Below are 20,737 nucleotides of genomic sequence, written 5' to 3'. Positions count from 1 at the left end.
TTTATCTTTGCCACCGTATAGACACACTAAAAGAACAGTGAATATGAAGAAATTTACTTGCGTGCAAGACATCGGTAATCTGAAGTCTGCACTGGACGAAGCATTCGAGATTAAAAAAGACCGTTTCAAATATGTGGAACTGGGACGCAACAAGACGTTGATGATGATATTCTTCAACTCCAGCCTGCGCACCCGCCTCAGCACCCAAAAAGCCGCTTTGAATCTGGGTATGAACGTAATGGTACTAGACATTAACCAAGGTGCCTGGAAACTGGAAACCGAACGCGGTGTCATCATGGATGGAGACAAGCCTGAACACCTTTTGGAAGCTATTCCTGTGATGGGTTGCTATTGCGATATAATCGGCGTACGTTCTTTTGCTCGTTTCGAAAACAAAGAATATGATTACAATGAAGTAATACTAAATCAATTTATCCAATATTCCGGTCGTCCGGTATTCTCTATGGAAGCGGCGACACGTCATCCGTTACAAAGTTTCGCTGACCTCATTACAATTGAAGAATACAAGAAGACACCACGCCCTAAAGTAGTAATGAGCTGGGCTCCGCACCCACGTCCATTGCCACAAGCTGTTCCAAACTCTTTTGCCGAATGGATGAACGCTACGGATTATGACTTCGTGATTACACATCCCGAAGGTTACGAGCTTGATCCGAAGTTCGTAGGAAATGCCCATGTAGAATACGATCAGATGAAAGCATTTGAAGGTGCAGACTTTGTTTATGCCAAGAATTGGGCTGCCTATGCAGGCGATAACTACGGACAAATTCTAAGTAAAGACCGTGAATGGACTGTAAGCGACCGTCAAATGGCGGTTACCAATAACGCATATTTTATGCATTGTCTACCAGTACGCCGTAATATGATTGTGACCGACGACGTCATCGAAAGCCCACAATCAATTGTAATCCCCGAAGCTGCCAACCGCGAAATATCAGCAACAGTAGTACTGAAACAGTTGATAGAAGGTTTGAAATAGTTTTGTAATATATCAACCCGCCGGATAAAAGGAAAGTGCTAAATCTCAATAGAAAAGCAACCTTTTGTCCGGCGGGTTGTTTATATTTACAAGATGAAACAACTACGAACCATAGTAACGAGTCTTTTTATAAGTCTCTTTATATGTTCTGTAACGGCACAGAACAGCATCCTTTTATACCCCACTCCACCATCCCAGACAGACACTCTTGCACGGAAGCATGACTTCTTTCAAAGTCGTTTCTACCGCATGACTCATATTGCTGTACCACTTATCATTATCGGTAGCATTGCCAGCACGAAGGACAAGGATTTCAGCGAAATGCGTAATTCTTATATTCCCCGTTTCAGGTTCCATTATGATGATTACCTGCAATACAGTCCGGGAGTTCTGATGTTAGGACTAAAAGCTGCAGGTGTAGAAGGTAGAAGTTCTTGGGGACGGATGCTGACTTCCGATGCCATTGCTGCCGGAATCATGGCTATTACCGTCAACAGCTTAAAACAATCCATACACAAAGTGCGCCCCGACCAAAGTAATAACCACTCTTTCCCGTCAGGACATACTGCTACGGCTTTTATGCTTGCCACTATGCTACATAAGGAATATGGACTTACCCGCAGCCCATTTTATAGTATTGCAGGTTACTCTCTTGCTACTGCTACCGCACTTAGCCGACAATTGAATAATAAGCATTGGTTCTCCGATGTACTGACCGGAGCAGGCATTGGTATTTTATCTACAGAACTAGGCTATTACTTTGCCGACCTTATCTTCAAAAACAAAGGTATCATTCGGCAACCCAAGCTAAGCAGCACCATCCAATCACGCGGCTATTCTTTCTTTGGATTGCAGATGGGATATGGGGTCGGCGAAAGAGAAGTACATTTGCCCGAAGGCATAGAAATTGAAGGAAAAGGTGGAGTAATGACCTCCTTAAACGGCGGCTGGTTTTTCCACCCCAATTGGGGAATAACGGGAAAGTTCTCTTTGACTCAAGTAACCGCACAATTAGAAACCACCCGATTCTTTAAAGAACATCCGGAATTAGAATCTTCCATTCAAGGGACAGAAACTCATGCCATGACGTATGCCGGACTTATGGCAGGAATCATGTACGACTATCAAATAGTACACGGCTTACACGTAGGTGGAAGCGTCATGCCCGGTATCGGATGGACGGGAACATACCGCATCAACGTCCAATATAAAGGAGATGAAAATAGTACCTCAATTATTCACTGCCAAACACATCCAATTGCAAACCTTGATTTCAGCACTTACCTGATGCATAGCATGGAGAACAATTTGGGAATAAAACTATACCTTAACTACAACATGGGCAGAGGAAGAGGAGATTATACCTATTATAATCGCACAGCCGACCAACTTATTCCGACCACTGGGCATAAAAATCTCTATTTACACCATTTCAGTATAGGTGCTGAAGTTGATGTATTACTTTGGAAATAGAAGTTATTTATCTGTTTCCTTCCCAGCTTCCTGCCAAGCATTAAAGCCTTTGTCAAGGTCATATACTTTATAACCTTTTTCACTAAGGATGGCGGCAGCCTTTTTACTGCGTTTACCACTGCGGCAATAAACAGCTACCGGTTTATCTTTCTGTAAAGTAGAATCGGCAACAGTTTCAAACTCTTTGTCCAACACATTTATATTGATACTGCCAGGGATATGTCCTTCAGAGTATTCAGCTACCGTACGAACGTCCAGCCGTTGTATCTCAGGATCGGCTATCAGTGTAGCAAACTCATCCACCGGTACAGACTTAAAGTTCCCTGCTTTCTGCTGGCAAGAGAAAAGAGCGGAAAAGAAAAGGCAGATACTTGCAAATAAAGTTTTCATAAAGCATTTTATTTAAAAGAAGGAATATATTCAAAATTATAAGTTTCTACCTTACCGGAATAGGTGAGCAGATTGAAATGAATGGTTACTGACCGTATTCCGTTTACTGCATATTGCTGAAGAGGTACGGAAAGATAAGCTCTTTGAGTATATGCTTGTACATCGTCGCCCGCATCATGATAAAGCGTCAAGTACACTTCACTTTTTCCGGTTTCGGCGTTTGTGATAACCTCATCCTCGATAAATCCGAATTTATGTCTCCCGCTTTGCGCCTTTACTTCCAAAGTTATATTCAAATAGTTCAATCCCATCCAAATACCAAGTATATTTGCAGGATCTTTCTTCACACCGTCCTTAAATTTATCAACTGGCATAGGCAAAGGCGAAACAGTTTTTATCGAAGAATATAATTTCATACCCTCAGTACCATCGGCAGTTGCTACTTTACCATAGTTCGCAACAATACGAACAGAAGAGTTCTCATCTATATTAATTTTCGAGGCATCCGATACAACGGAGAAAGTGGTTCCTTCGTCCGTCAAAATTGACACTAAATCACCCGCCGCACCCGAAAAAGCAGTCAAATATTCCAGTTTTACATCCGGATAATGGTACTCATCGTCACCGCAAGCCGTCAGCAAACAGATCAATAAAGACAAAAAACACCAATTATACTTAGCTCTTATCATTCTCTATTTTCTTTTTATCTGAATAACAAATTCAGGCATTTGTTGCTGCCAAATAGTTCTTCAAAGGGTTAGCATACATTTGTAACATCTTCTCACGCAAGAAAGTCAAATCTTTATTGGGAATCTCAATACGTGCTAACTGCTGCTCAAGATATGCCAAAAAATGCTGTTTGTCTTCTGTTGTGTAATGCCGGGAGAAAGTATCATTACCCTCAAGCAGATCGTATGCCGCATAATTATTCGGATATATCCGGTAATTGGCATGAATACGCTGATCAATCACAGCAGAGATATGGGAAAAAAGTTCGGGTTTGGAAAGTGAGCGATCCATCTGTTGCAGTGCATCGTTGATACAAGCACCGGTTTGGAAATGGACATGTCCTTTAAAACCAAACAGACCAATTTGCATACTTTTCAAATCATCGGTTGTACTCTTCTTATAATCAGGAATGTCACGCTTCAACTGAAACTCCCATGCTTTGAGAAAATCACAAGGATCATATTCATAAGAAATAGCCAATGGAGCGATATTCATCTCCATCAAACGATCTATGATTTCTCCTTCACCTCCCATTGCCAACATCTTCAAGATACTATCTTGTGTAAGGTCATTGGAATCTTTGGCACGTCCTTCACGCTGGGCTATCCAGATAGACTGCTTCTTCTCTTTGATAGTATAGTGCATATAACGGGACATACGTGCGGAAGACTCCAGCATCTGCCGCATCGGCAACCCACGTTGTACAATAAAGGACTTATTGACACGCACCAGTTTCTTGATCCAGGGATAAACCAGCAAATTATCGCCAATGGCAATTTCTACAGTATCCATTCCCTGATCTACTAAAAGAATAGAAAGAAAACCGGAGTCCAAAATAATATCACGATGATTGGAAATATAGGTGTAAGCCGCTTGCTTATCCTTTAAGGCAGTATGATCCAACGTTAACCCGTTGGAAGCGTCTTTAGCAATCTTCCACAAAAGACCGTAGCAAAAGGTTTTCTGGAAATCGAGCTTACTTTTACATGCACGCATCTTTTGCGCAATCATCTCAAAAGGTACTCCAGGCATCACTGTAGTAGCTACAGCCTGAAAAGCCTGATCGGCAATCAGTTCCTCAAATATTTGAGGAAGCTCCTCGTCATGATAAGGACGGATTTCGTCAAATTCCATGTATTCAATGTTTAATCATTAAACCTGTTTTCTATTATATCTCTCATTACATCTTTAATTTCCAGTCCGGCAGCACGAACCTGCTGCGGAATGAAGCTGGTGGTAGTCATTCCGGGTGTAGTATTCACTTCCAACAAATTAATTTTATCGCCGGCGGTGATGATATAATCTACACGTATAATGCCGTAAGCTCCCAAAATATCGTAAATAGCGGAAGTGAGTGCTTGCACACGGTCTCTTATTGAGTCAGCAATGCGAGCGGGAGTAATCTCATCCACCTGACCGTTGTACTTGGCATCGTAATCAAAGTACTCGTTATGCGTCACTACTTCAGTGATAGGGAACACTACCGATTTATCTTTTGTTTTATAGCAACCGCAAGTAATTTCAGTTCCGTCCATAAAAGCTTCTACTAAAACTTCCTGGGCTTCTTCAAAAGCTTTGGCGATGGCAGGTTGTATCTGTTCCTTCGTTTTTACCTTCGTTACGCCGAAACTTGAACCTCCCAGGCTGGGCTTGATAAAACAAGGCAGACCAATCTTTTCCAGCACGTCTTCATCAGAAACAGATTGTCCTTGGCGTAATAACAAAGATTCAGCGATACGTACACCAAAGGCTTTAAGATATTGGTTGCAGGTGAATTTATCATAAGTAAGGGCAGCTGCCAATACTCCACAACAAGAGTAAGGAATACCCATCATGTCGAAATATCCTTGTAAACGCCCGTCCTCGCCCGGTGTACCGTGAATAGTAATATAGGCAAAGTCGAAGGTTACTTTCTGCCCGTCAAGTATGAAGCTGAAGTCATTACGGTCTACAGGAAGTTCTGTACCGTCCGGTAACTGTACGTGCCAGTCCAGCCCGTGCATGACTACTATATATAATGTATACTGTTCCTTATCTATGAAGGAATAAATACCTTGCGCGCTGCGCAGGGAAACATGATACTCGGAGGTATCGCCTCCGCCAACAATAGCAATGGTACGTTTCATTCTAATTCTCTGTTACTAATATAGCTTCTCCACTTATCAATCAGTTGGGTCATGTCATCGGGCATTTCCGAGGTGAAGTACACCTCCTCGCCGGTGGCGGGATGTACAAATCCCAGTGTCATGGCGTGCAAAGCCTGCCGTGGACAAGTATCAAAGCAGTTGTTTACAAATTGTTTATATTTGGCAAAGTGGGTTCCTCTCAGTATTTCGTGCCCACCATAGCGTTCGTCATTGAAAAGAATATGTCCAATATGCTTCATGTGCACACGGATTTGATGGGTACGTCCCGTTTCGAGGATGCACTCCACAAGAGTAACGTAGCCCAGACGTTCCAGCACCCGGTAATGGGTAACGGCGTGCTTACCCTGATCGTCGGGCAGAACAGTCATTTGCATACGGTCTTTGGGATTACGGCCGAGGTTGCCGATAATGGTACCTTCGTCTTGTTCCACATTTCCCCAAACTAAGGCACGATAACGGCGCTTAGTCGTTTTGTTAAAGAACTGATTACCGAGATTTGTCTTGGCATCAGGTGTTTTGGCAATGACTAAAAGTCCTGAAGTATCTTTATCAATACGATGCACAAGTCCTACATGCGGGTCATTAGCATCATAATCAGGATTATCTTTCATGTGCCAGGCTATGGCATTGACAAGCGTACCGTGATAATTCCCATGTCCCGGATGGACTACCAGTCCGGCAGGTTTATTCACTATCATGAGATACTTGTCTTCATAGACTATGTTCAGGGGAATATTTTCGGCAATAACTTCGTTTTCGTAGCGCGGACGATCCATCATCACGGTGATGACATCCATCGGTTTCACCTTGTAACTGCTCTTGACTGGTTTGCCGTTCGCCATTACAAATCCGGCATCGGCTGCTTTCTGAATACGGTTACGGGAAGCATTTGTAATCCTGTCGAACAAGTATTTGTCGACACGTATCATTTCTTGCCCTCTATCCGCTACTACACGGAAGTGCTCATAAAGTTGTGCTTCATCACCCACAGGTTCCACATCGTCCAACTCATCATTCTCTATGTCTTCCGGCAATTCTTCTATCATCTTTCTATTTACGATTGAAGTTTAATTAATTATTAATTGTCGATTGATTAGAACCAGGATTCATCTGAAGCAGATTTCTCAGGAGTTGCGGGCTCTGCTACTTCTTCTGTAGATTCCAGACCTAAAGAGTCTGTTTCTTGTCGAAGTTCACCACCATTTCCGACCAACAAAGTGAGCACAGATCCTGTGGGCACTTTATCGCCGATAGATAGTTCGCGGCCTTTATACTTTACGCCATATACCCAATCTTTTTCTCCCGCTACATATTGTATCTCTGCGAGTTTGAAGCCGGCAGCTAAAATACGTGCCTCCGCCTGACGCAACGAACTGTTATCCGCTACATCGGGAACCGTTTGCAAAGGAATATTGAGAGCATTGATTGTAATATATATCGTGCGGCCTTCTTTCACCTTCTGTCCGGCAGCCGGATTATATTCAAGAATGGAGCCGGCGGGCAAAGTTTTAACATAACTGGAATCGGAAACAATACAGCTCAGTCCATGATTACGAAACACTTTCTCAGCTTCTTCCACTCCCATTCCTTTTACATCAGGTACCACCACAGCCTCTCCATGGCGAGTATATATATCCAAGCCTTTCAGTATTACGAACAGCAGTACGAAAACTACAACGACCATGGCGATGATGTTCACCCAGAAGTATTTATTCTGTCGGAAAGAAAAAAACTCTTTTATTGTCATAATCTATAGCGTTATTTTGAGGCAAAGATACAATTTTCGCTACAGAGTAACACCGAGTTCACATAGTTTTTATAAATAGCAAAAAGAAAAACCGCAAAGAAGCTTCTCAGTTTCTTGCGGTTTTCTTAATCTTTTCTACAAAAAGAGGGGGCTTATGCCTTCACTCCGTTGTATTCGTCAGAAACAGTTAGTTTCTTGCGGCCTTTTGCACGACGTGATGCCAATACTCTACGACCATTAGCACTTGCCATTCTCTCACGGAAACCGTGTTTGTTTTTTCTCTTTCTGTTAGAGGGTTGAAATGTTCTTTTCATTACTATATCTTGTTTTATGTTATTATTCCTATGAATTCGGGCTGCAAAAATAGGGACTTTTTTCAAAATAACCAAGAGTTAAGTCTTTTTCTCTCAAAAGTTTTTGCGTTTTTTACTGATTTCCATTACTTTTGCACCCGCAAAGCTTATTTAAAGCGACTTACATCTATAATATATAATAAAGAAAATTAGTATGATTAATTCCCAAGACATCAAAATCGGGACTTGTATCCGTATGGACGGCAAGTTGTATTTCTGTGTTGACTTCCTGCATGTTAAGCCGGGTAAAGGTAACACCTTCATGCGTACCAAACTGAAAGACGTAGTAAATGGTTACGTATTGGAACGTCGTTTCAACATCGGTGAAAAGCTGGAAGACATCCGCGTAGAACGCCGCCCCTACCAGTTCTTATATAAAGAAGGTGAAGACTATATCTTCATGAACCAGGAAACTTTCGACCAACATCCTATTGCTCATGACTTGATCAACGGTGTTGACTTCTTGCTGGAAGGAGCTATTGTAGAAGTTGTGTCCAACGCTACTGACGAAACAGTTCTTTACGCTGATATGCCTATAAAGGTTCAGATGAAGATTACTTATACCGAACCGGGTATGAAAGGTGATACCGCAACCAATACACTGAAACCTGCAACAGTAGAATCTGGTGCAACCGTACGTGTTCCGTTATTCATCAACGAAGGTGAAACTATCGAAATCGATACTCGCGACGGTTCTTACGTAAGCCGTGTAAAAGCATAAATATCGATTATACGATATATAGAGTGGCCGCTTGTCCAAAGTTCTTCTTTGGACAAGCGGTTTTTCTTTAATGCAGAGCAACTAAAATTGATTTATATCGGACGGGGATTGAGCTAAACAGAATATTATTATTTGAGAAAACAATCTGATAATGTTTAAATCCAATCAAGTTCTCTTTCTTATGAGCCATCCCCCGTCAGAGTACCTTCTGAGTAGGGTATTTCTCCGGCACCGAGGAAGGAAGGGTTCGGCACCGAGGAACCCCTTGCTCGACACCGGGGAACAAGACCTTCCTCGGTGTCGGAAAAAACAAAGATAAGCATGACTGTTTAGAATGTAACGTATTCACACTGTTTTCAACTTTTCCCTTCCGACGATAAAAGATAAAGCTATTGATGAAATTATCAGTAAATAATGATGTATCTTTGTACTATTAACCAACAATCTAAATCATGAACCGAATGAAAAAACAAACCAATCTTTTATATGCCGGAATATTTCTTGCAATAATGAGTTCTTGCACTTCCCCTGGAACTCCTCCTCAAGCGGTTCTTCCAATCCCCGAACAAAAACAAATAGATTGGCAGAAAATGGAAACATACGCTTTTGTACACTTTGGTTTGAACACCTTCAATGATCGTGAATGGGGATATGGAGACTCCGACCCTCAAACCTTTAATCCTACAAAGCTGGATTGCGAGCAATGGGTTAAAACTTTTGTTTCCGCAGGAATGAAAGGGGTTATCCTAACCGCCAAGCACCATGACGGCTTCTGCCTGTGGCCTACACATCTGACCGAATATTGCATCCGAAACACTCCCTACAAGAATGGAAAAGGAGACATTGTGGGTGAACTTGCTGCTGCCTGCAAGAAGTACGGTATTAAATTCGCTGTTTATCTTTCACCCTGGGATCGTAATCACTCACAATATGGAACGCCCGAATACGTAGACTACTTTCATAAACAACTCAAAGAACTAATGAATAACTATGGCGAGGTATTTGAAGTGTGGTTTGATGGTGCAAACGGAGGAGATGGATGGTACGGTGGCGCAAAAGACTCTCGCAACATTGATCGAAAGAATTATTACGATTATCCGAAAATTTACGAGATACTGAACGAGCATCAGCCACAAGCTGTTATATTCTCCGATGGTGGTCCCGGTTGCCGATGGGTAGGTAATGAAAATGGTTTTGCCGGAACAACAAACTGGTCTTTCTTACGTGCCGGTGAAGTATATCCCGGTTACGCCAATTATCGCGAATTGCAATATGGGCATGATGATGGCAATCAATGGACACCTGCCGAATGCGATGTCTCCATTCGTCCCGGTTGGTTTTACCATCCGGAAGAAGATGACAAGGTAAAGACTGTAGATCAACTAACCGATTTATATTATAAAAGTGTGGGACGCAACGCAACCCTGCTACTCAATTTTCCTGTAGACCGAGACGGGCTGATTCATCCTATAGATTCTGCCAATGCTGTCAACTTCCGCAAAAATATAGAGCAACAATTATCACACAACCTCTTATCTGACATCACTCCCAAAGCCTCCGATGAACGTGGAACAGATTTTAAAGCGAAGGCTATAACCGATAATAATTACGATTCATACTGGGGCACCAAAGACGGAGTAACCTCAGCTACCGTGGAATTTACTTTACCCCAAACAGAGAAAGTAAACCGTCTGTTGCTACAAGAATACATTCCATTAGGACAACGCGTTAAAGCCTTCAACGTGGAATATTATAAGAATGACCAATGGTTACCCATAAAGCTCAATGAAGAAACCACGACCATAGGATACAAACGTCTTTTGCGATTTAAAACCGTTGAGACCAATCGCCTACGTGTAAATTTCACTGATTCTCGCGCGAGCCTTTGCATTAATAATATCGAGGCTTATTATGCAGGAGAGACGAATGATGTTTCTTTCGCCATCAAGCCGGATGAACTGAATAGTCTCCCGTTCACCTTGCTCGGCGTAGATAAAAACGAAGCTGATAAATGTACGGACAAAAATATAGCAACCACCTGTTTCATCAGAGGAAATATTCTAATAGTAGATTTAGGTGAAGAACGTACTATTTCTTCATTCTATTACTTACCCGACCAGAGTGATTACAGCAAAGGATTAATTTCAAATTATGAATTGTCCATTGGTCTTGATAAAAATGCGATTAGTAACGTTATCAAAAAGGGTGAGTTCTCAAATATTAAGAATAACCCCATTTTGCAATCTATTTATTTCACTCCTGTAAAAGCACGTTTTGTAGCCTTAAAAGCAGTAAAGACGGTGAACGAAGAGAATGAAGTGGGTTTTGCAGAATTTGGAATACAATAATACTTTATTAAAAGATAAAGAGTACTTTTGTGGTGACAGACTCAAAAACTGATATTGAGAAATCATTAAGTAACTGGAATAATTATGCGATACTCCGTCATCATCCCCGTATATAACCGTCCCGACGAAGTGGACGAATTGCTAGCAAGCCTGGCGCAACAAACCTTTACCGATTTTGAAGTAATTGTTGTGGAAGATGGTTCATCTATTCCTTGCGAAAGCGTTGTAGAAATCTATCAGAATAAACTGGATGTACATTACTATAGCAAACCTAATTCCGGTCCCGGACAAACCCGCAATTACGGTGCAGAACGGAGTAAGGGAGAATATCTGATTATATTGGATTCGGATTGCATTTTGCCGGAAGGCTACTTCGCCGCTGTAGAACAAGAACTGCAAAACGCTCCATCCGATGCTTTCGGAGGTCCCGACCGGGCACACGAATCCTTCACAGACATACAGAAAGCCATCAACTACTCTATGACTTCTTTCTTTACTACCGGAGGCATCCGTGGAGGTAAAAAGAAGATGGATAAATTCTATCCCCGTAGCTTTAATATGGGAGTGCGGAGAGAAGTGTACCAAACTTTAGGAGGTTTCTCTAAAATGAGGTTTGGTGAAGATATTGACTTCAGCATCCGAATCTTCAAAGAGGGATATAAATGTCGGTTACTCCCCGGCGCATGGGTTTATCACAAGCGACGGACAGACCTCAAGAAGTTTTTCAAACAAGTACACAACTCCGGTATAGCGCGCATCAACCTTTACAAGAAATACCCCGAATCGCTGAAGATCGTACACTTATTACCTGCCGCATTTACATTAGGAGTGGTTATACTGTTATTAGGCGCACCATTCTGCCTGTACAGTTTAGTTCCTATTGCCTTATATGCTTTATTAGTATTTATCGACTCTTCCATACAAAACAAGAGCATATCTATCGGGCTATACTCTATTGCCGCCTCTTTTATTCAACTCATCGGATACGGAACCGGTTTCTGGCGTGCCTGGTGGAATCGTTGTGTATGCGGCAAGGATGAGTTCGAAGCTTTCAAAAAGAATTTTTACAAGTAGTTACCGTGGATAAATTAAATATCAACCAGTGGGCGGAAGAAGACCGACCACGGGAAAAAATGATGCAGAAAGGTGCAGAAGCATTGAGTGACGCCGAACTGCTCGCCATTCTCATCGGTTCCGGCAATACGGAAGAAAGTGCAGTTTCACTCATGCAACGTATATTGGTCAGTTGCGGCAATGACTTAAACCAATTGGGAAAATGGGAAATCCGTGACTTCTCCCGTTTCAAAGGTTTCGGCCCCGCAAAGAGTCTCACTATCATGGCAGCACTTGAACTGGGCAAACGCCGCAACTTGCAAGAACGCCCGGAACGCGCCACCATCCGTTGTTCTAAAGATATCTACGACCTGTTCCACCCGCTGCTTTGCGATCTTTCCCAAGAAGAGTTTTGGGTATTATTAATGAACCAAGCAGCCCGCGTCATCGACAAAGTACGTATCAGTCGGGGAGGAATAGATCAAACTACTGCCGACGTACGCAGCATCTTACGGGAGGCTTTGCTGCAAAGAGCCACCCAAATAGCTTTGATCCATAACCATCCTTCAGGAAATCCACGCCCCAGCAACGACGATCAACGTTTGACGCAGCTTGTACAGAAAGGAGCACAAACCATGAACATACGATTAACCGACCACGTTATAATAACAGACGGTAAATATTACAGCTTCAATGATGAAGGGTGTATCTAGTAGATGCACGAACTAACACATATAGGTACGTATGCTATCGCAGATAAGTGTATGCTCTATCGCAGATAAGTGCGTATGCCTTCACAGATAAGTGCGTAAAATGACGCTTTCAGAAGTATTCTTTTGCTGTTTCAATTAAAATATTTAGTTTTGCCTAAAATAACCCCTACTAATATGACCAAATTTGAGATAGAAGAAAAAGTTGTTGCAATGCTCAAGACCGTATATGACCCGGAGATTCCGGTTGACATTTATGATTTGGGCTTGATCTACAAAATAGATGTTTCCGATAGTAATGATGTTACTATCGACATGACATTGACTGCCCCCAATTGTCCGGCAGCTGACTTCATTATGGAGGATGTCCGCCAAAAGATTGAATCTATAGACGGAGTGCCTTCCGCTACTATCAACTTAGTCTTTGAACCCGAATGGGACAAGGATATGATGAGTGAAGAAGCAAAACTGGAATTAGGATTCTTATAATTATGAAGAACATTTACTTCCTTTCAGATGCACATTTGGGTTCACGAGCCATTGAGCATGGACGAACTCAAGAACGAAGATTAGTCAATTTCTTAGATAGCATCAAAGACAAGGCAGCTGCGGTGTATCTGCTGGGTGACATGTTTGACTTCTGGTATGAGTTTCGTACAGTAGTCCCCAAAGGTTACACCCGATTCCTGGGTAAACTCTCCGAACTGACGGATTTGGGAGTGGAAGTACACTTCTTCACAGGCAACCATGACATTTGGTGTGGTGATTATCTGACTACAGAATGCGGAGTTATCATTCATCGGGAACCTCTGACAACCGAGATCTATGGAAAAGAATTCTATCTTGCCCATGGTGACGGACTGGGAGATCCTGACAAGAAGTTCAAACTCTTGCGTTCCATGTTCCATAGCCCTACCCTGCAAGTGCTCTTCTCTGCCCTACATCCTCGTTGGAGTATGGAACTAGGATTGACATGGGCAAAGCATAGTCGCATGAAACGAATAGATGGAAAAGAACCCGATTATATGGGTGAGAACAACGAGCACCTTGTTCTCTACACCAAAGATTATCTGAAAAGCCATCCCAATATCAACTTCTTTATCTACGGACATCGTCACATCGAACTCGACTTGATGCTTAGTTCTACCGCACGTGTGCTTATCTTGGGAGATTGGATCAACTTTTTTTCATACGCCGTATTCGACGGAGAGAATTTATTCCTAGAGGAATTTATCGAGGGAGAAACAAAACTCTAACCCAATATAATACACAAAATGAATCTTCTAAAACTAAAAAGCACACTTGCCGGACTTCTTCTCACTGTAGGAGTATCTTCGGTATGGGGACAATCGGCACCCACTCTTGCCATTCGAATAGATGACTTGGGAGCCTTCCATTCTGTAAACGAAGCTTGTATCAAAACCTATCGTTCGGGAATTGCCCGGAGTGTGGAAGTAATGCCCGTAGCAGCCTGGTATCCCGAAGGTGTAAAACTATTGAAAGAGAACCCCGGATTGGACGTCGGTCTACACTTGGTTCTTACCAGTGAATGGGAAAATGTGAAATGGCGTCCGCTGACACACTGCCCCAGCCTGACCGATGAAAATGGTTACTTTTATCCGATGATATTCCCGAACCCAGCCTATCCGGAACAAGCCATTCTGGAACATAACTGGAACATAAAAGAGATAGAACAGGAATTTCGGGCACAGATAGAAATGGCATTGAAGAACATTCCCCAACTTAGCCATCTCTCCGGACACATGCTTTCGACCGGTTTCAATAAAGAGGTTAATGAACTGGTACTTCGTCTCGCCGAGGAATACAACCTACCGTCCATCGATCGTATGGGCTCTACAAAAGACTATCAGTTCGCTTACATTGGTTACGACGGTCCAAAGAGAACTCCCGAAGAGAAAGAAGCAAGCTTCATCAAATCTTTGAATAAACTGGAACCCGGCAAACGATATCTATTTCTAGATCACCCCGCATTAGACAATGATGAGATGAAAAATGTTTTCCACATTGGTTACGAAGACGTAGCTTTCGACCGCCAAGGAGTAACCGATTTACTGACAAGTCCCCGAGTAAAGAAGGTGATTGAAGAAAAAGGAATCAAGCTGATTTCTATCAAAGAACTGGTGGGTAAATAATCGTCAATACATATCCGACAAGCGTTTATTCTTATTAAATGCTTCTGAAAAATAATAAAGAAGCAGAACTTTTTCTCCGCAATTTTGTAGTAGTATCATAAACCATTAAAACGAAAAATTATGGATGATATGATTTACAGACATAATGCAATTGCTGAGGAAAATATAGATCCTAAAGGACGCCCGGCAAAGGATGAATTTGAAGAATGGAGCGAGGATGTTTCCGAGCGCACCGACTTGGGATATAAGGATAATCAAAAGCCAATGTCCGATGAAGAACGAGAGAAACGTATCAAAGAAATGGACGAGATCATCAAAAAGGATTTGGAATAAAAAACAACATACTTGCGAAATCTTAAAAAGAAACGGAGCATAACTAGGGTAACCCAGCTATGCTCCGTACTTTTTTTAGATGAATTCTTATCGAATTATTTATATCCTGCAGCTTTTGCTATGCGCTTAGGAATTTCAGTATTATCCATTTTACCCATAAACAGCTTAGAGCCGGCTCCAACTGCAAATACAGGTACGTAACCGGCAGTATGGTTTCCACTGGTCCAGCCTACCATTGCAATCTGGCTCATAACCTTTTTAGCTGTAGCAGCCATAGGTTCTGTTTTGGCATAAAGACTTTCTTCGAAAACAGTATGATTCTTTACGAATGACTCTTCATATTCGTCACGCAACATTTTCTCTTGCTCCCAGCTTAATGGTAATACACTCCAGAATCCCATCTTATCAGCAAGCAAAGCTTTCACTTCTTCCCATGAAACTTTGTTATTTTTTGCTTTACGCATATCTGTTATAGCTTTAGAAAGAAGATCTTGTGACTGCTTTTGATTTGTCAATGACTTCAAAAACAATTCATACTTAGCAGTACCAAGTCCTAAACCACCTGTTTCATGGTCGGCAGTTACAACGATCAATGTTTCATTAGGATGTTTCTTATAGAATTCGTATGCCACTTTCACAGCATTATCCATATCTACTACTTCTTCGAAAGCGGTAGCAGGGTCATTACCATGGCAAGCCCAGTCGATCTTACCACCTTCTACCATCAAGAAAAAGCCCTTATTCTTTCCTTTAGTTAAGAAGGAAATAGCGCTTTCTGTAATTTCAGCCAGAGTTAAATCACCTTTTTGGCGATCAATAGCGTATGGCAAGCAAGAAGGTTCAGCTCCCTCTTTTTGGATCAGCACCATCTTATTGGCACTTCCTGCTTTTGTTTTATAATCATCAAGTCCTCTGGCAATAGTATATCCTGCTTCTTCGAATATAGGGAAAATGCTGGGTGCTTCTTTCTTATCAGCCGTTGTAGTAGGTTTCAGGAAACCACCACCAGCATAGAAATCGAAATCAGCCTTCGGCAGATCCAGTGCGATTTCATAATACATGTTGCGGTCAGGTTGATGAGCGTAGAAAGCTGCCGGAGTAGCATGATCCACACTTACACTGGTTGTTACGCCTACTTTCTTTCCCGCCTTCTTTGCTTTTTCGGCAACAGTTTGAAGAACGTTTTTGTTATCATCCATGCCGATAGCACCATTATAAGTCTTAGCACCGGTAGATAGAGCAGTACCTGCTGCCGAGGAATCTGTAACAGAATTAGTAGCTGAGAAAGTAGTTGCCATACTGGCTACAGGAAATGTGGTGAACAATAATGGCTTTACACCAATTCTTCCCTCCTGTTCGGCAAGATACATTTCCGTACCATTCACTTGATTAACTCCCATTCCATCACCGATGAAATAAAATACATACTTTGCCTGCTGTGCATACGCCGCACCGGTTAACAGCACAAAGAGCAACACATAGATTAATCGTTTCATAAGCTTATTTCTTAAAAAAGTTATTAGTGTATTAAAGAGTAACAAAGATAGGGATTTTTAGCAACTATGAGATGACGATTCTATTAAAAAAAAGAAGCCGGAGTACAGTTTTACTGCCTCCGGCTCCTTCACTATAACCAGCTAAAGATTCTATATCAGATTATTAATTCTCTAAAATAGCAATGGTGTCCGAAGCAATCATTAATTCTTCGTCAGTAGGAATTACTACAACTTTTACTCTGGAATCAGGAGTAGAAACAATAAGTTCCTGACCTTTTACTTTATTCTTCTCAAAATCCATTTTCACACCAAGGAATTCAAGACCATCGCAAACAGCGGCACGGCAAGTAAATTGATTCTCGCCTACACCACCTGTAAACACAATAACATCAACACCTCCCATAGCGGCAGCATAAGCTCCGATATATTTCTTAATGCGATAATTGTACATTTTGTCAACCATGATGGCTTCCTTGTCTCCGGCAGCAACAGCAGCTTCCAAGTCGCGCATGTCACTGGCACCATTTCTCAGACCTGCAACACCCGATTTCTTGTTCAGCAAGTCGGAAACGCCAGCTGTATCAAGACCTTCCTTATCCATGATAAAAGTTACTGCACCTGCGTCAATGTCACCACAACGAGTACCCATCATCAAACCTTCCAGCGGAGTGAGTCCCATAGATGTATCCACGCATTTGCCATCTTTTACGGCAGCAATAGACGCACCGTTACCAATATGACAAGTAATTATTTTCAAGCCTTCCGGTTTAACTCCCAGGAACTCGCATACCCGTTGCGAAACATAACGGTGAGAAGTTCCATGGAAACCATAACGGCGAATACCATATTTCTTATACAGTTCGAAAGGTACAGCATACAGATAAGCGTATTCGGGCATTGTTTGATGGAAAGCAGTATCGAACACACCTATTTGCGGTACATCCGGCAAAGTAGCAGAAATTGCATTCACACCTTTCAGGTTGGCAGGATTGTGCAGCGGTGCAAGATCATTACAAGCCTCAAAGGCATCCAATACTTCTTGTGTCAACAACACTGATTTGCTGAACTTTTCTCCACCATGTACCATACGGTGACCTACTGCATTGATCTCATCCAGTGATTTGATAGCACCATATTCCGGGCTCACCAATGTATCTAAAATGAATTCTACTCCTACTGTATGTTCCGGTATATCTTTTTCCAGAACTACTTTTTCTCCACTAGGTAAAGTGAATTTCAGGAATGAACCTTCCAAACCTATTTTCTCAATACCCCCTTGGGCGATAACCTCTTTCTGATCCATATCAAACAATTTATATTTGATGGATGAGCTACCGCAATTCAATACTAAAACTTTCATATTAATTCAGATTTATAAGTTATTTACTCTTCTTAGCCGCAATAGCCTGATTAGCTGTAATAGCAATCATACGATATATATCTTCGATAGAACAACCGCGTGAAAGGTCATTTACCGGACGGGCAATACCTTGCAATACCGGACCTACAGCATCAGCATGCCCTAAACGTTGTACTAACTTATAAGAAATATTGCCTACTTCGAGACTTGGTACAATAAGCACATTAGCTGCACCTGCAATAGCCGAACCGGGTGCTTTGCTTGCACCTACTTCAGGCACCAAAGCCGCATCAGCCTGCAATTCTCCATCAATAGCAATATCAGGAGCCATTTCTTTGGCAATCTTCAAAGCCTCTACTACTTTGTCTACTACTTCATGCTTCGCAGAACCTTTTGTTGAGAAACTCAACATAGCCACTTTGGGATCAATACCTGCCACAGCCTGAGCTGTACGTGCCGTACAAACTGCGATTTGTGCAAGTTGAGCTGCATCGGGAACCGGAGTCACCGCAACATCACCCATTACTAAAATACCATTCTTACCATATTCGGGAGCATGAGTCAACAACAACATTGCACCTGAAACACAGGTTATACCCGGTACAGTCTTAATAATTTGCAGAGCCGGACGAAGTACATCGCCGGTAGTATTGCGGGCACCTGCCAACTGGCCATCCGCATCACCATTCTTAATAATCAAACAACCCAAATAGAGTGGATCGAGCACCAACTTACGAGCTTCCTCGATAGTCATACCTTTCTTCTTACGTAACTCACAAAGTAATTGTGCGTATTCTTCTTGCTTCGGATGGTTATCCGGATCAATAATAGTGGCTTTTTCAATATTACCCAGCCCCCACTCTTTAGCGCAAGCATGGATTTCTTCGGGTTTACCCAAAAGTATAAGGTCAGCAACTCCGTCAGTCAAGATTTGATTGGCAGCTTTCAAGGTGCGTTCTTCCGTTCCTTCGGGAAGAACAATGCGTTGGCGATCTGCTTTCGCACGATCAAGAATTTCATTAATTAATCTCTGCATGATATTTTAATTGTGTATAAATCGGTAGTACGTGTTATTCACGCCGCAAAAGTACACAATTTTGCAATATCCACATTGCAATTCGGGGTTATTTTACTTCCCGAACTGCAATTATTATATAATTTAACACTAATGAATGATTTCAGGCGCTACATTCTTGAATTGATCCATACAGACCCCAATAGGTGCTCCGATATATGTAGGGTCACAAATCAGGTATTCGCCACCATCATCCAACACAACGTTATCTCCCGGAATGGTTTCTGTAAAGCGAACAGCAGAAGCTATATGATTAGGATAATCCAACAATATGGCATCTAACCCCATCAAATCTTTCACTAAAGTAGAATATAGCATGGCACGGTCTTCGCAATCGCAATACGGATAATAGAAAGTTTCATCAGGGAAATTCGGCTTTTCGTAACCAAACTGTTCTCCATCTGTCATATACTGAAAGGAGGTCTGAACAAAATTCAATAACAGGTTAGCCGCATCTTTCTGTGATTTTCCGGCGATTGCAGCTTTCAGTTGTGGATATAAGGCAGTACGCAACTCCTCGCTCATGGGAGTTTTGTAATGTACTACCACATCACATTTAGGATAGTCATAGTAGAAATCGATCAAATTCTTATTGACTACCGTCTGCACCTTCAGAGTACTGCCCGATGGAGTAAGAGTACGATCTTGTTCCTGCATGGCAAACGCCGGTAAACTTTCGATATTGAGGCTTACCAGGTTTTTAGCATTCGCAAAATCCTGACGATAGGTATAAATTCCCATCGAACTTCCGGGAGTAGGCTCAAAGACATAGTATTTATTACCACTCATGGTAAGATATGGAGTACCATAAACAGTACCGGCAGTAGCAATCATCAATTTAAGTTCATCATCAATCTTACACAAACGTACTTTGTAGCCCGATTTATTAAGCAGGAACATCTGTAAAAAGACAATCTCATTCTTTCTATTCTCACCGTACAACTGCTTGCCTATTTGTTTGGTAAATAGCAAATAAGCCCAATCGCTCAGATTCTTTTCTTGTTTGAGGGTCATACAGTCTTTTACTAACTGTTCATAGTCCATTTTGCATAATCCTTTCCAGGCGTCTGCCACTTTCCCTTCACTATTGCCGGACAAAGACAAACCATCAATGACATCGGTAGCCACTTCAAAAGAAGTTCCATAAAATTCAATCGGGGTACGTCGAACCATTGATCCCGGCTTTACTACCGGCGCTTCTACCAATACAGGTGTATAAGGCTTCCCTGGTACATACACTCCGGGAGCAGGTTTATCTACTATAGCCGGAAGATCCGGACGTTTTATATCCACCGGAACTTTCTCACCCACACCGGGAGCAGCTACGTCAGGCACTTTCAATCCGCCCGGTTTAATTGCCACAGGAGGTAACGCCGGTTTCGTCTTATCAAAGACTACCGGCTTAGGAGGTTCCGGACGTACAGGTGCCGGCACAGGAGCAAAAGCGTCATATTTCTCCCAAGTCTCACGCAAGAAAGTTTCAAACTCTGCATCCGCCTTATTTTTAAATTCTTCGAATTCCGTCTGCTGCTGCTTTTCAAAATCCTCAAACTCTTTCTCTATATTTTGCGCATTGACAGGAATCGCCAGTAAAAAACAAGCGAAACATGCTGCTGAATAAACCTTCATCTTTTTCATCTGTAATTAGA

At 42.1% G+C, this 20,737-nt stretch carries 20 protein-coding genes and 1 pseudogene; 10 read left to right on the top strand and 11 right to left on the bottom strand.

From position 1 onward, the window contains the following. Positions 1-43 precede the first annotated feature (43 nt). The gene (locus Q1W14_RS16825) at positions 44-1,000 is read left to right on the top strand and encodes an acetylornithine carbamoyltransferase (RefSeq protein WP_300703535.1); all 957 of its coding nucleotides are present in this window, start codon (positions 44-46) and stop codon (positions 998-1,000) included. A 93-nt stretch (positions 1,001-1,093) separates the two neighbouring features. Beyond that, a complete protein-coding gene (locus tag Q1W14_RS16820; protein ID WP_300703533.1) occupies positions 1,094-2,473 on the top strand; it encodes a phosphatase PAP2 family protein in 1,380 nt (459 codons plus the stop codon). A 3-nt stretch (positions 2,474-2,476) separates the two neighbouring features. Here Q1W14_RS16820 and Q1W14_RS16815 read toward each other — a convergent pair whose 3' ends face one another. The 7 genes from Q1W14_RS16815 to rpmH all read right to left on the bottom strand — a co-directional run bounded on the left by Q1W14_RS16815 (position 2,477) and on the right by rpmH (position 7,800). Then, positions 2,477-2,863: a rhodanese-like domain-containing protein gene (locus Q1W14_RS16815; RefSeq protein ID WP_300703532.1), complete on the bottom strand. Its 387-nt coding sequence runs from the start codon at positions 2,861-2,863 to the stop codon at positions 2,477-2,479. An 8-nt stretch (positions 2,864-2,871) separates the two neighbouring features. After that, the gene (locus tag Q1W14_RS16810; RefSeq protein ID WP_300703531.1) at positions 2,872-3,552 is read right to left on the bottom strand and encodes a NigD-like C-terminal domain-containing protein; all 681 of its coding nucleotides are present in this window, start codon (positions 3,550-3,552) and stop codon (positions 2,872-2,874) included. Between the two features lie 31 nt (positions 3,553-3,583). Beyond that, complete coding sequence (locus tag Q1W14_RS16805; protein ID WP_300703621.1) at positions 3,584-4,735, bottom strand: acyltransferase; 1,152 nt, start codon at positions 4,733-4,735, stop codon at positions 3,584-3,586. Between the two features lie 2 nt (positions 4,736-4,737). After that, a complete protein-coding gene (locus tag Q1W14_RS16800; RefSeq protein ID WP_300703530.1) occupies positions 4,738-5,718 on the bottom strand; it encodes a D-alanine--D-alanine ligase in 981 nt (326 codons plus the stop codon). Next, positions 5,715-6,785 carry an RluA family pseudouridine synthase gene (locus tag Q1W14_RS16795; protein ID WP_300703529.1) on the bottom strand — a complete coding sequence of 357 codons (1,071 nt, stop codon included), beginning with the start codon at positions 6,783-6,785 and terminating at the stop codon, positions 5,715-5,717. The genes Q1W14_RS16800 and Q1W14_RS16795 overlap by 4 nt, the downstream gene beginning before the upstream one ends. 47 nt (positions 6,786-6,832) lie before the next feature. Continuing rightward, entirely contained in the window at positions 6,833-7,486 is a 654-nt protein-coding gene (locus Q1W14_RS16790; RefSeq protein WP_300703528.1) for a PASTA domain-containing protein, read from the bottom strand. A 152-nt stretch (positions 7,487-7,638) separates the two neighbouring features. Beyond that, positions 7,639-7,800 (bottom strand): 50S ribosomal protein L34, encoded by a 162-nt coding sequence (gene rpmH / locus Q1W14_RS16785; RefSeq protein WP_146266617.1) that lies wholly within the window; start codon positions 7,798-7,800, stop codon positions 7,639-7,641. Between the two features lie 193 nt (positions 7,801-7,993). Between rpmH and efp the strand changes: the two genes are divergently transcribed. From efp to Q1W14_RS16745, 8 genes and pseudogenes are all read left to right on the top strand, one after another. Further along, positions 7,994-8,560, top strand: a complete 567-nt coding sequence (efp, locus tag Q1W14_RS16780) for an elongation factor P (protein WP_300703527.1) — start codon at positions 7,994-7,996, stop codon at positions 8,558-8,560. A gap of 461 nt (positions 8,561-9,021) precedes the next feature. After that, entirely contained in the window at positions 9,022-10,908 is a 1,887-nt protein-coding gene (locus Q1W14_RS16775; RefSeq protein ID WP_300703525.1) for an alpha-L-fucosidase, read from the top strand. 84 nt (positions 10,909-10,992) lie between these two features. Next, complete coding sequence (locus Q1W14_RS16770) at positions 10,993-11,982, top strand: glycosyltransferase (protein WP_300703524.1); 990 nt, start codon at positions 10,993-10,995, stop codon at positions 11,980-11,982. Between the two features lie 5 nt (positions 11,983-11,987). Then, entirely contained in the window at positions 11,988-12,674 is a 687-nt protein-coding gene (radC, locus tag Q1W14_RS16765) for a DNA repair protein RadC (protein WP_300703522.1), read from the top strand. 174 nt (positions 12,675-12,848) lie between these two features. Continuing rightward, entirely contained in the window at positions 12,849-13,160 is a 312-nt protein-coding gene (locus Q1W14_RS16760) for an iron-sulfur cluster assembly protein (protein WP_300703520.1), read from the top strand. Positions 13,161-13,162: 2 nt separating this feature from the next. Then, the gene (locus Q1W14_RS16755) at positions 13,163-13,927 is read left to right on the top strand and encodes a UDP-2,3-diacylglucosamine diphosphatase (RefSeq protein WP_300703519.1); all 765 of its coding nucleotides are present in this window, start codon (positions 13,163-13,165) and stop codon (positions 13,925-13,927) included. 18 nt (positions 13,928-13,945) lie between these two features. After that, a pseudogene (locus Q1W14_RS16750) lies at positions 13,946-14,812 on the top strand (polysaccharide deacetylase family protein); the annotation flags it as partial. A gap of 132 nt (positions 14,813-14,944) precedes the next feature. Then, positions 14,945-15,157, top strand: coding sequence for a hypothetical protein (locus tag Q1W14_RS16745; RefSeq protein ID WP_300703516.1), 213 nt, complete (start codon positions 14,945-14,947; stop codon positions 15,155-15,157). A 95-nt stretch (positions 15,158-15,252) separates the two neighbouring features. On the opposite strand, the gene Q1W14_RS16740 is transcribed toward Q1W14_RS16745, so the two are convergent. The 4 genes from Q1W14_RS16740 to Q1W14_RS16725 all read right to left on the bottom strand — a co-directional run bounded on the left by Q1W14_RS16740 (position 15,253) and on the right by Q1W14_RS16725 (position 20,726). Beyond that, on the bottom strand, positions 15,253-16,653 hold the full coding sequence (locus tag Q1W14_RS16740; protein ID WP_300703515.1) for an alkaline phosphatase: 1,401 nt from the start codon (positions 16,651-16,653) through the stop codon (positions 15,253-15,255). A 163-nt stretch (positions 16,654-16,816) separates the two neighbouring features. Next, positions 16,817-18,013 (bottom strand): acetate kinase, encoded by a 1,197-nt coding sequence (locus Q1W14_RS16735; RefSeq protein WP_300703513.1) that lies wholly within the window; start codon positions 18,011-18,013, stop codon positions 16,817-16,819. A 19-nt stretch (positions 18,014-18,032) separates the two neighbouring features. Continuing rightward, positions 18,033-19,049 (bottom strand): phosphate acetyltransferase, encoded by a 1,017-nt coding sequence (gene pta, locus Q1W14_RS16730; protein WP_300703511.1) that lies wholly within the window; start codon positions 19,047-19,049, stop codon positions 18,033-18,035. A gap of 129 nt (positions 19,050-19,178) precedes the next feature. After that, a complete protein-coding gene (locus Q1W14_RS16725) occupies positions 19,179-20,726 on the bottom strand; it encodes a hypothetical protein (protein WP_300703508.1) in 1,548 nt (515 codons plus the stop codon). Between the last annotated feature and the right edge of the window lie 11 nt (positions 20,727-20,737).

Source organism: Bacteroides sp. (assembly GCF_030151085.1).
Lineage (GTDB): Bacteria > Bacteroidota > Bacteroidia > Bacteroidales > Bacteroidaceae > Bacteroides.
This window is presented reverse-complemented; position numbering and strand designations above follow the sequence as displayed.

Coding starts and splice junctions, on each gene's coding strand:
- Q1W14_RS16775 (WP_300703525.1), top strand. CDS start 9,022: ATGAAAAAACAAACCAATCTTTTATATGCCGGAATATTTCTTGCAATA.
- Q1W14_RS16760 (WP_300703520.1), top strand. CDS start 12,849: ATGACCAAATTTGAGATAGAAGAAAAAGTTGTTGCAATGCTCAAGACC.
- Q1W14_RS16740 (WP_300703515.1), bottom strand. CDS start 16,653: ATGAAACGATTAATCTATGTGTTGCTCTTTGTGCTGTTAACCGGTGCG.
- Q1W14_RS16770 (WP_300703524.1), top strand. CDS start 10,993: ATGCGATACTCCGTCATCATCCCCGTATATAACCGTCCCGACGAAGTG.
- Q1W14_RS16755 (WP_300703519.1), top strand. CDS start 13,163: ATGAAGAACATTTACTTCCTTTCAGATGCACATTTGGGTTCACGAGCC.
- Q1W14_RS16725 (WP_300703508.1), bottom strand. CDS start 20,726: ATGAAAAAGATGAAGGTTTATTCAGCAGCATGTTTCGCTTGTTTTTTA.
- Q1W14_RS16820 (WP_300703533.1), top strand. CDS start 1,094: ATGAAACAACTACGAACCATAGTAACGAGTCTTTTTATAAGTCTCTTT.
- Q1W14_RS16825 (WP_300703535.1), top strand. CDS start 44: ATGAAGAAATTTACTTGCGTGCAAGACATCGGTAATCTGAAGTCTGCA.
- Q1W14_RS16815 (WP_300703532.1), bottom strand. CDS start 2,863: ATGAAAACTTTATTTGCAAGTATCTGCCTTTTCTTTTCCGCTCTTTTC.
- pta (WP_300703511.1), bottom strand. CDS start 19,049: ATGCAGAGATTAATTAATGAAATTCTTGATCGTGCGAAAGCAGATCGC.
- rpmH (WP_146266617.1), bottom strand. CDS start 7,800: ATGAAAAGAACATTTCAACCCTCTAACAGAAAGAGAAAAAACAAACAC.
- Q1W14_RS16800 (WP_300703530.1), bottom strand. CDS start 5,718: ATGAAACGTACCATTGCTATTGTTGGCGGAGGCGATACCTCCGAGTAT.
- Q1W14_RS16810 (WP_300703531.1), bottom strand. CDS start 3,552: ATGATAAGAGCTAAGTATAATTGGTGTTTTTTGTCTTTATTGATCTGT.
- Q1W14_RS16795 (WP_300703529.1), bottom strand. CDS start 6,785: ATGATAGAAGAATTGCCGGAAGACATAGAGAATGATGAGTTGGACGAT.
- Q1W14_RS16735 (WP_300703513.1), bottom strand. CDS start 18,013: ATGAAAGTTTTAGTATTGAATTGCGGTAGCTCATCCATCAAATATAAA.
- efp (WP_300703527.1), top strand. CDS start 7,994: ATGATTAATTCCCAAGACATCAAAATCGGGACTTGTATCCGTATGGAC.
- Q1W14_RS16790 (WP_300703528.1), bottom strand. CDS start 7,486: ATGACAATAAAAGAGTTTTTTTCTTTCCGACAGAATAAATACTTCTGG.
- Q1W14_RS16745 (WP_300703516.1), top strand. CDS start 14,945: ATGGATGATATGATTTACAGACATAATGCAATTGCTGAGGAAAATATA.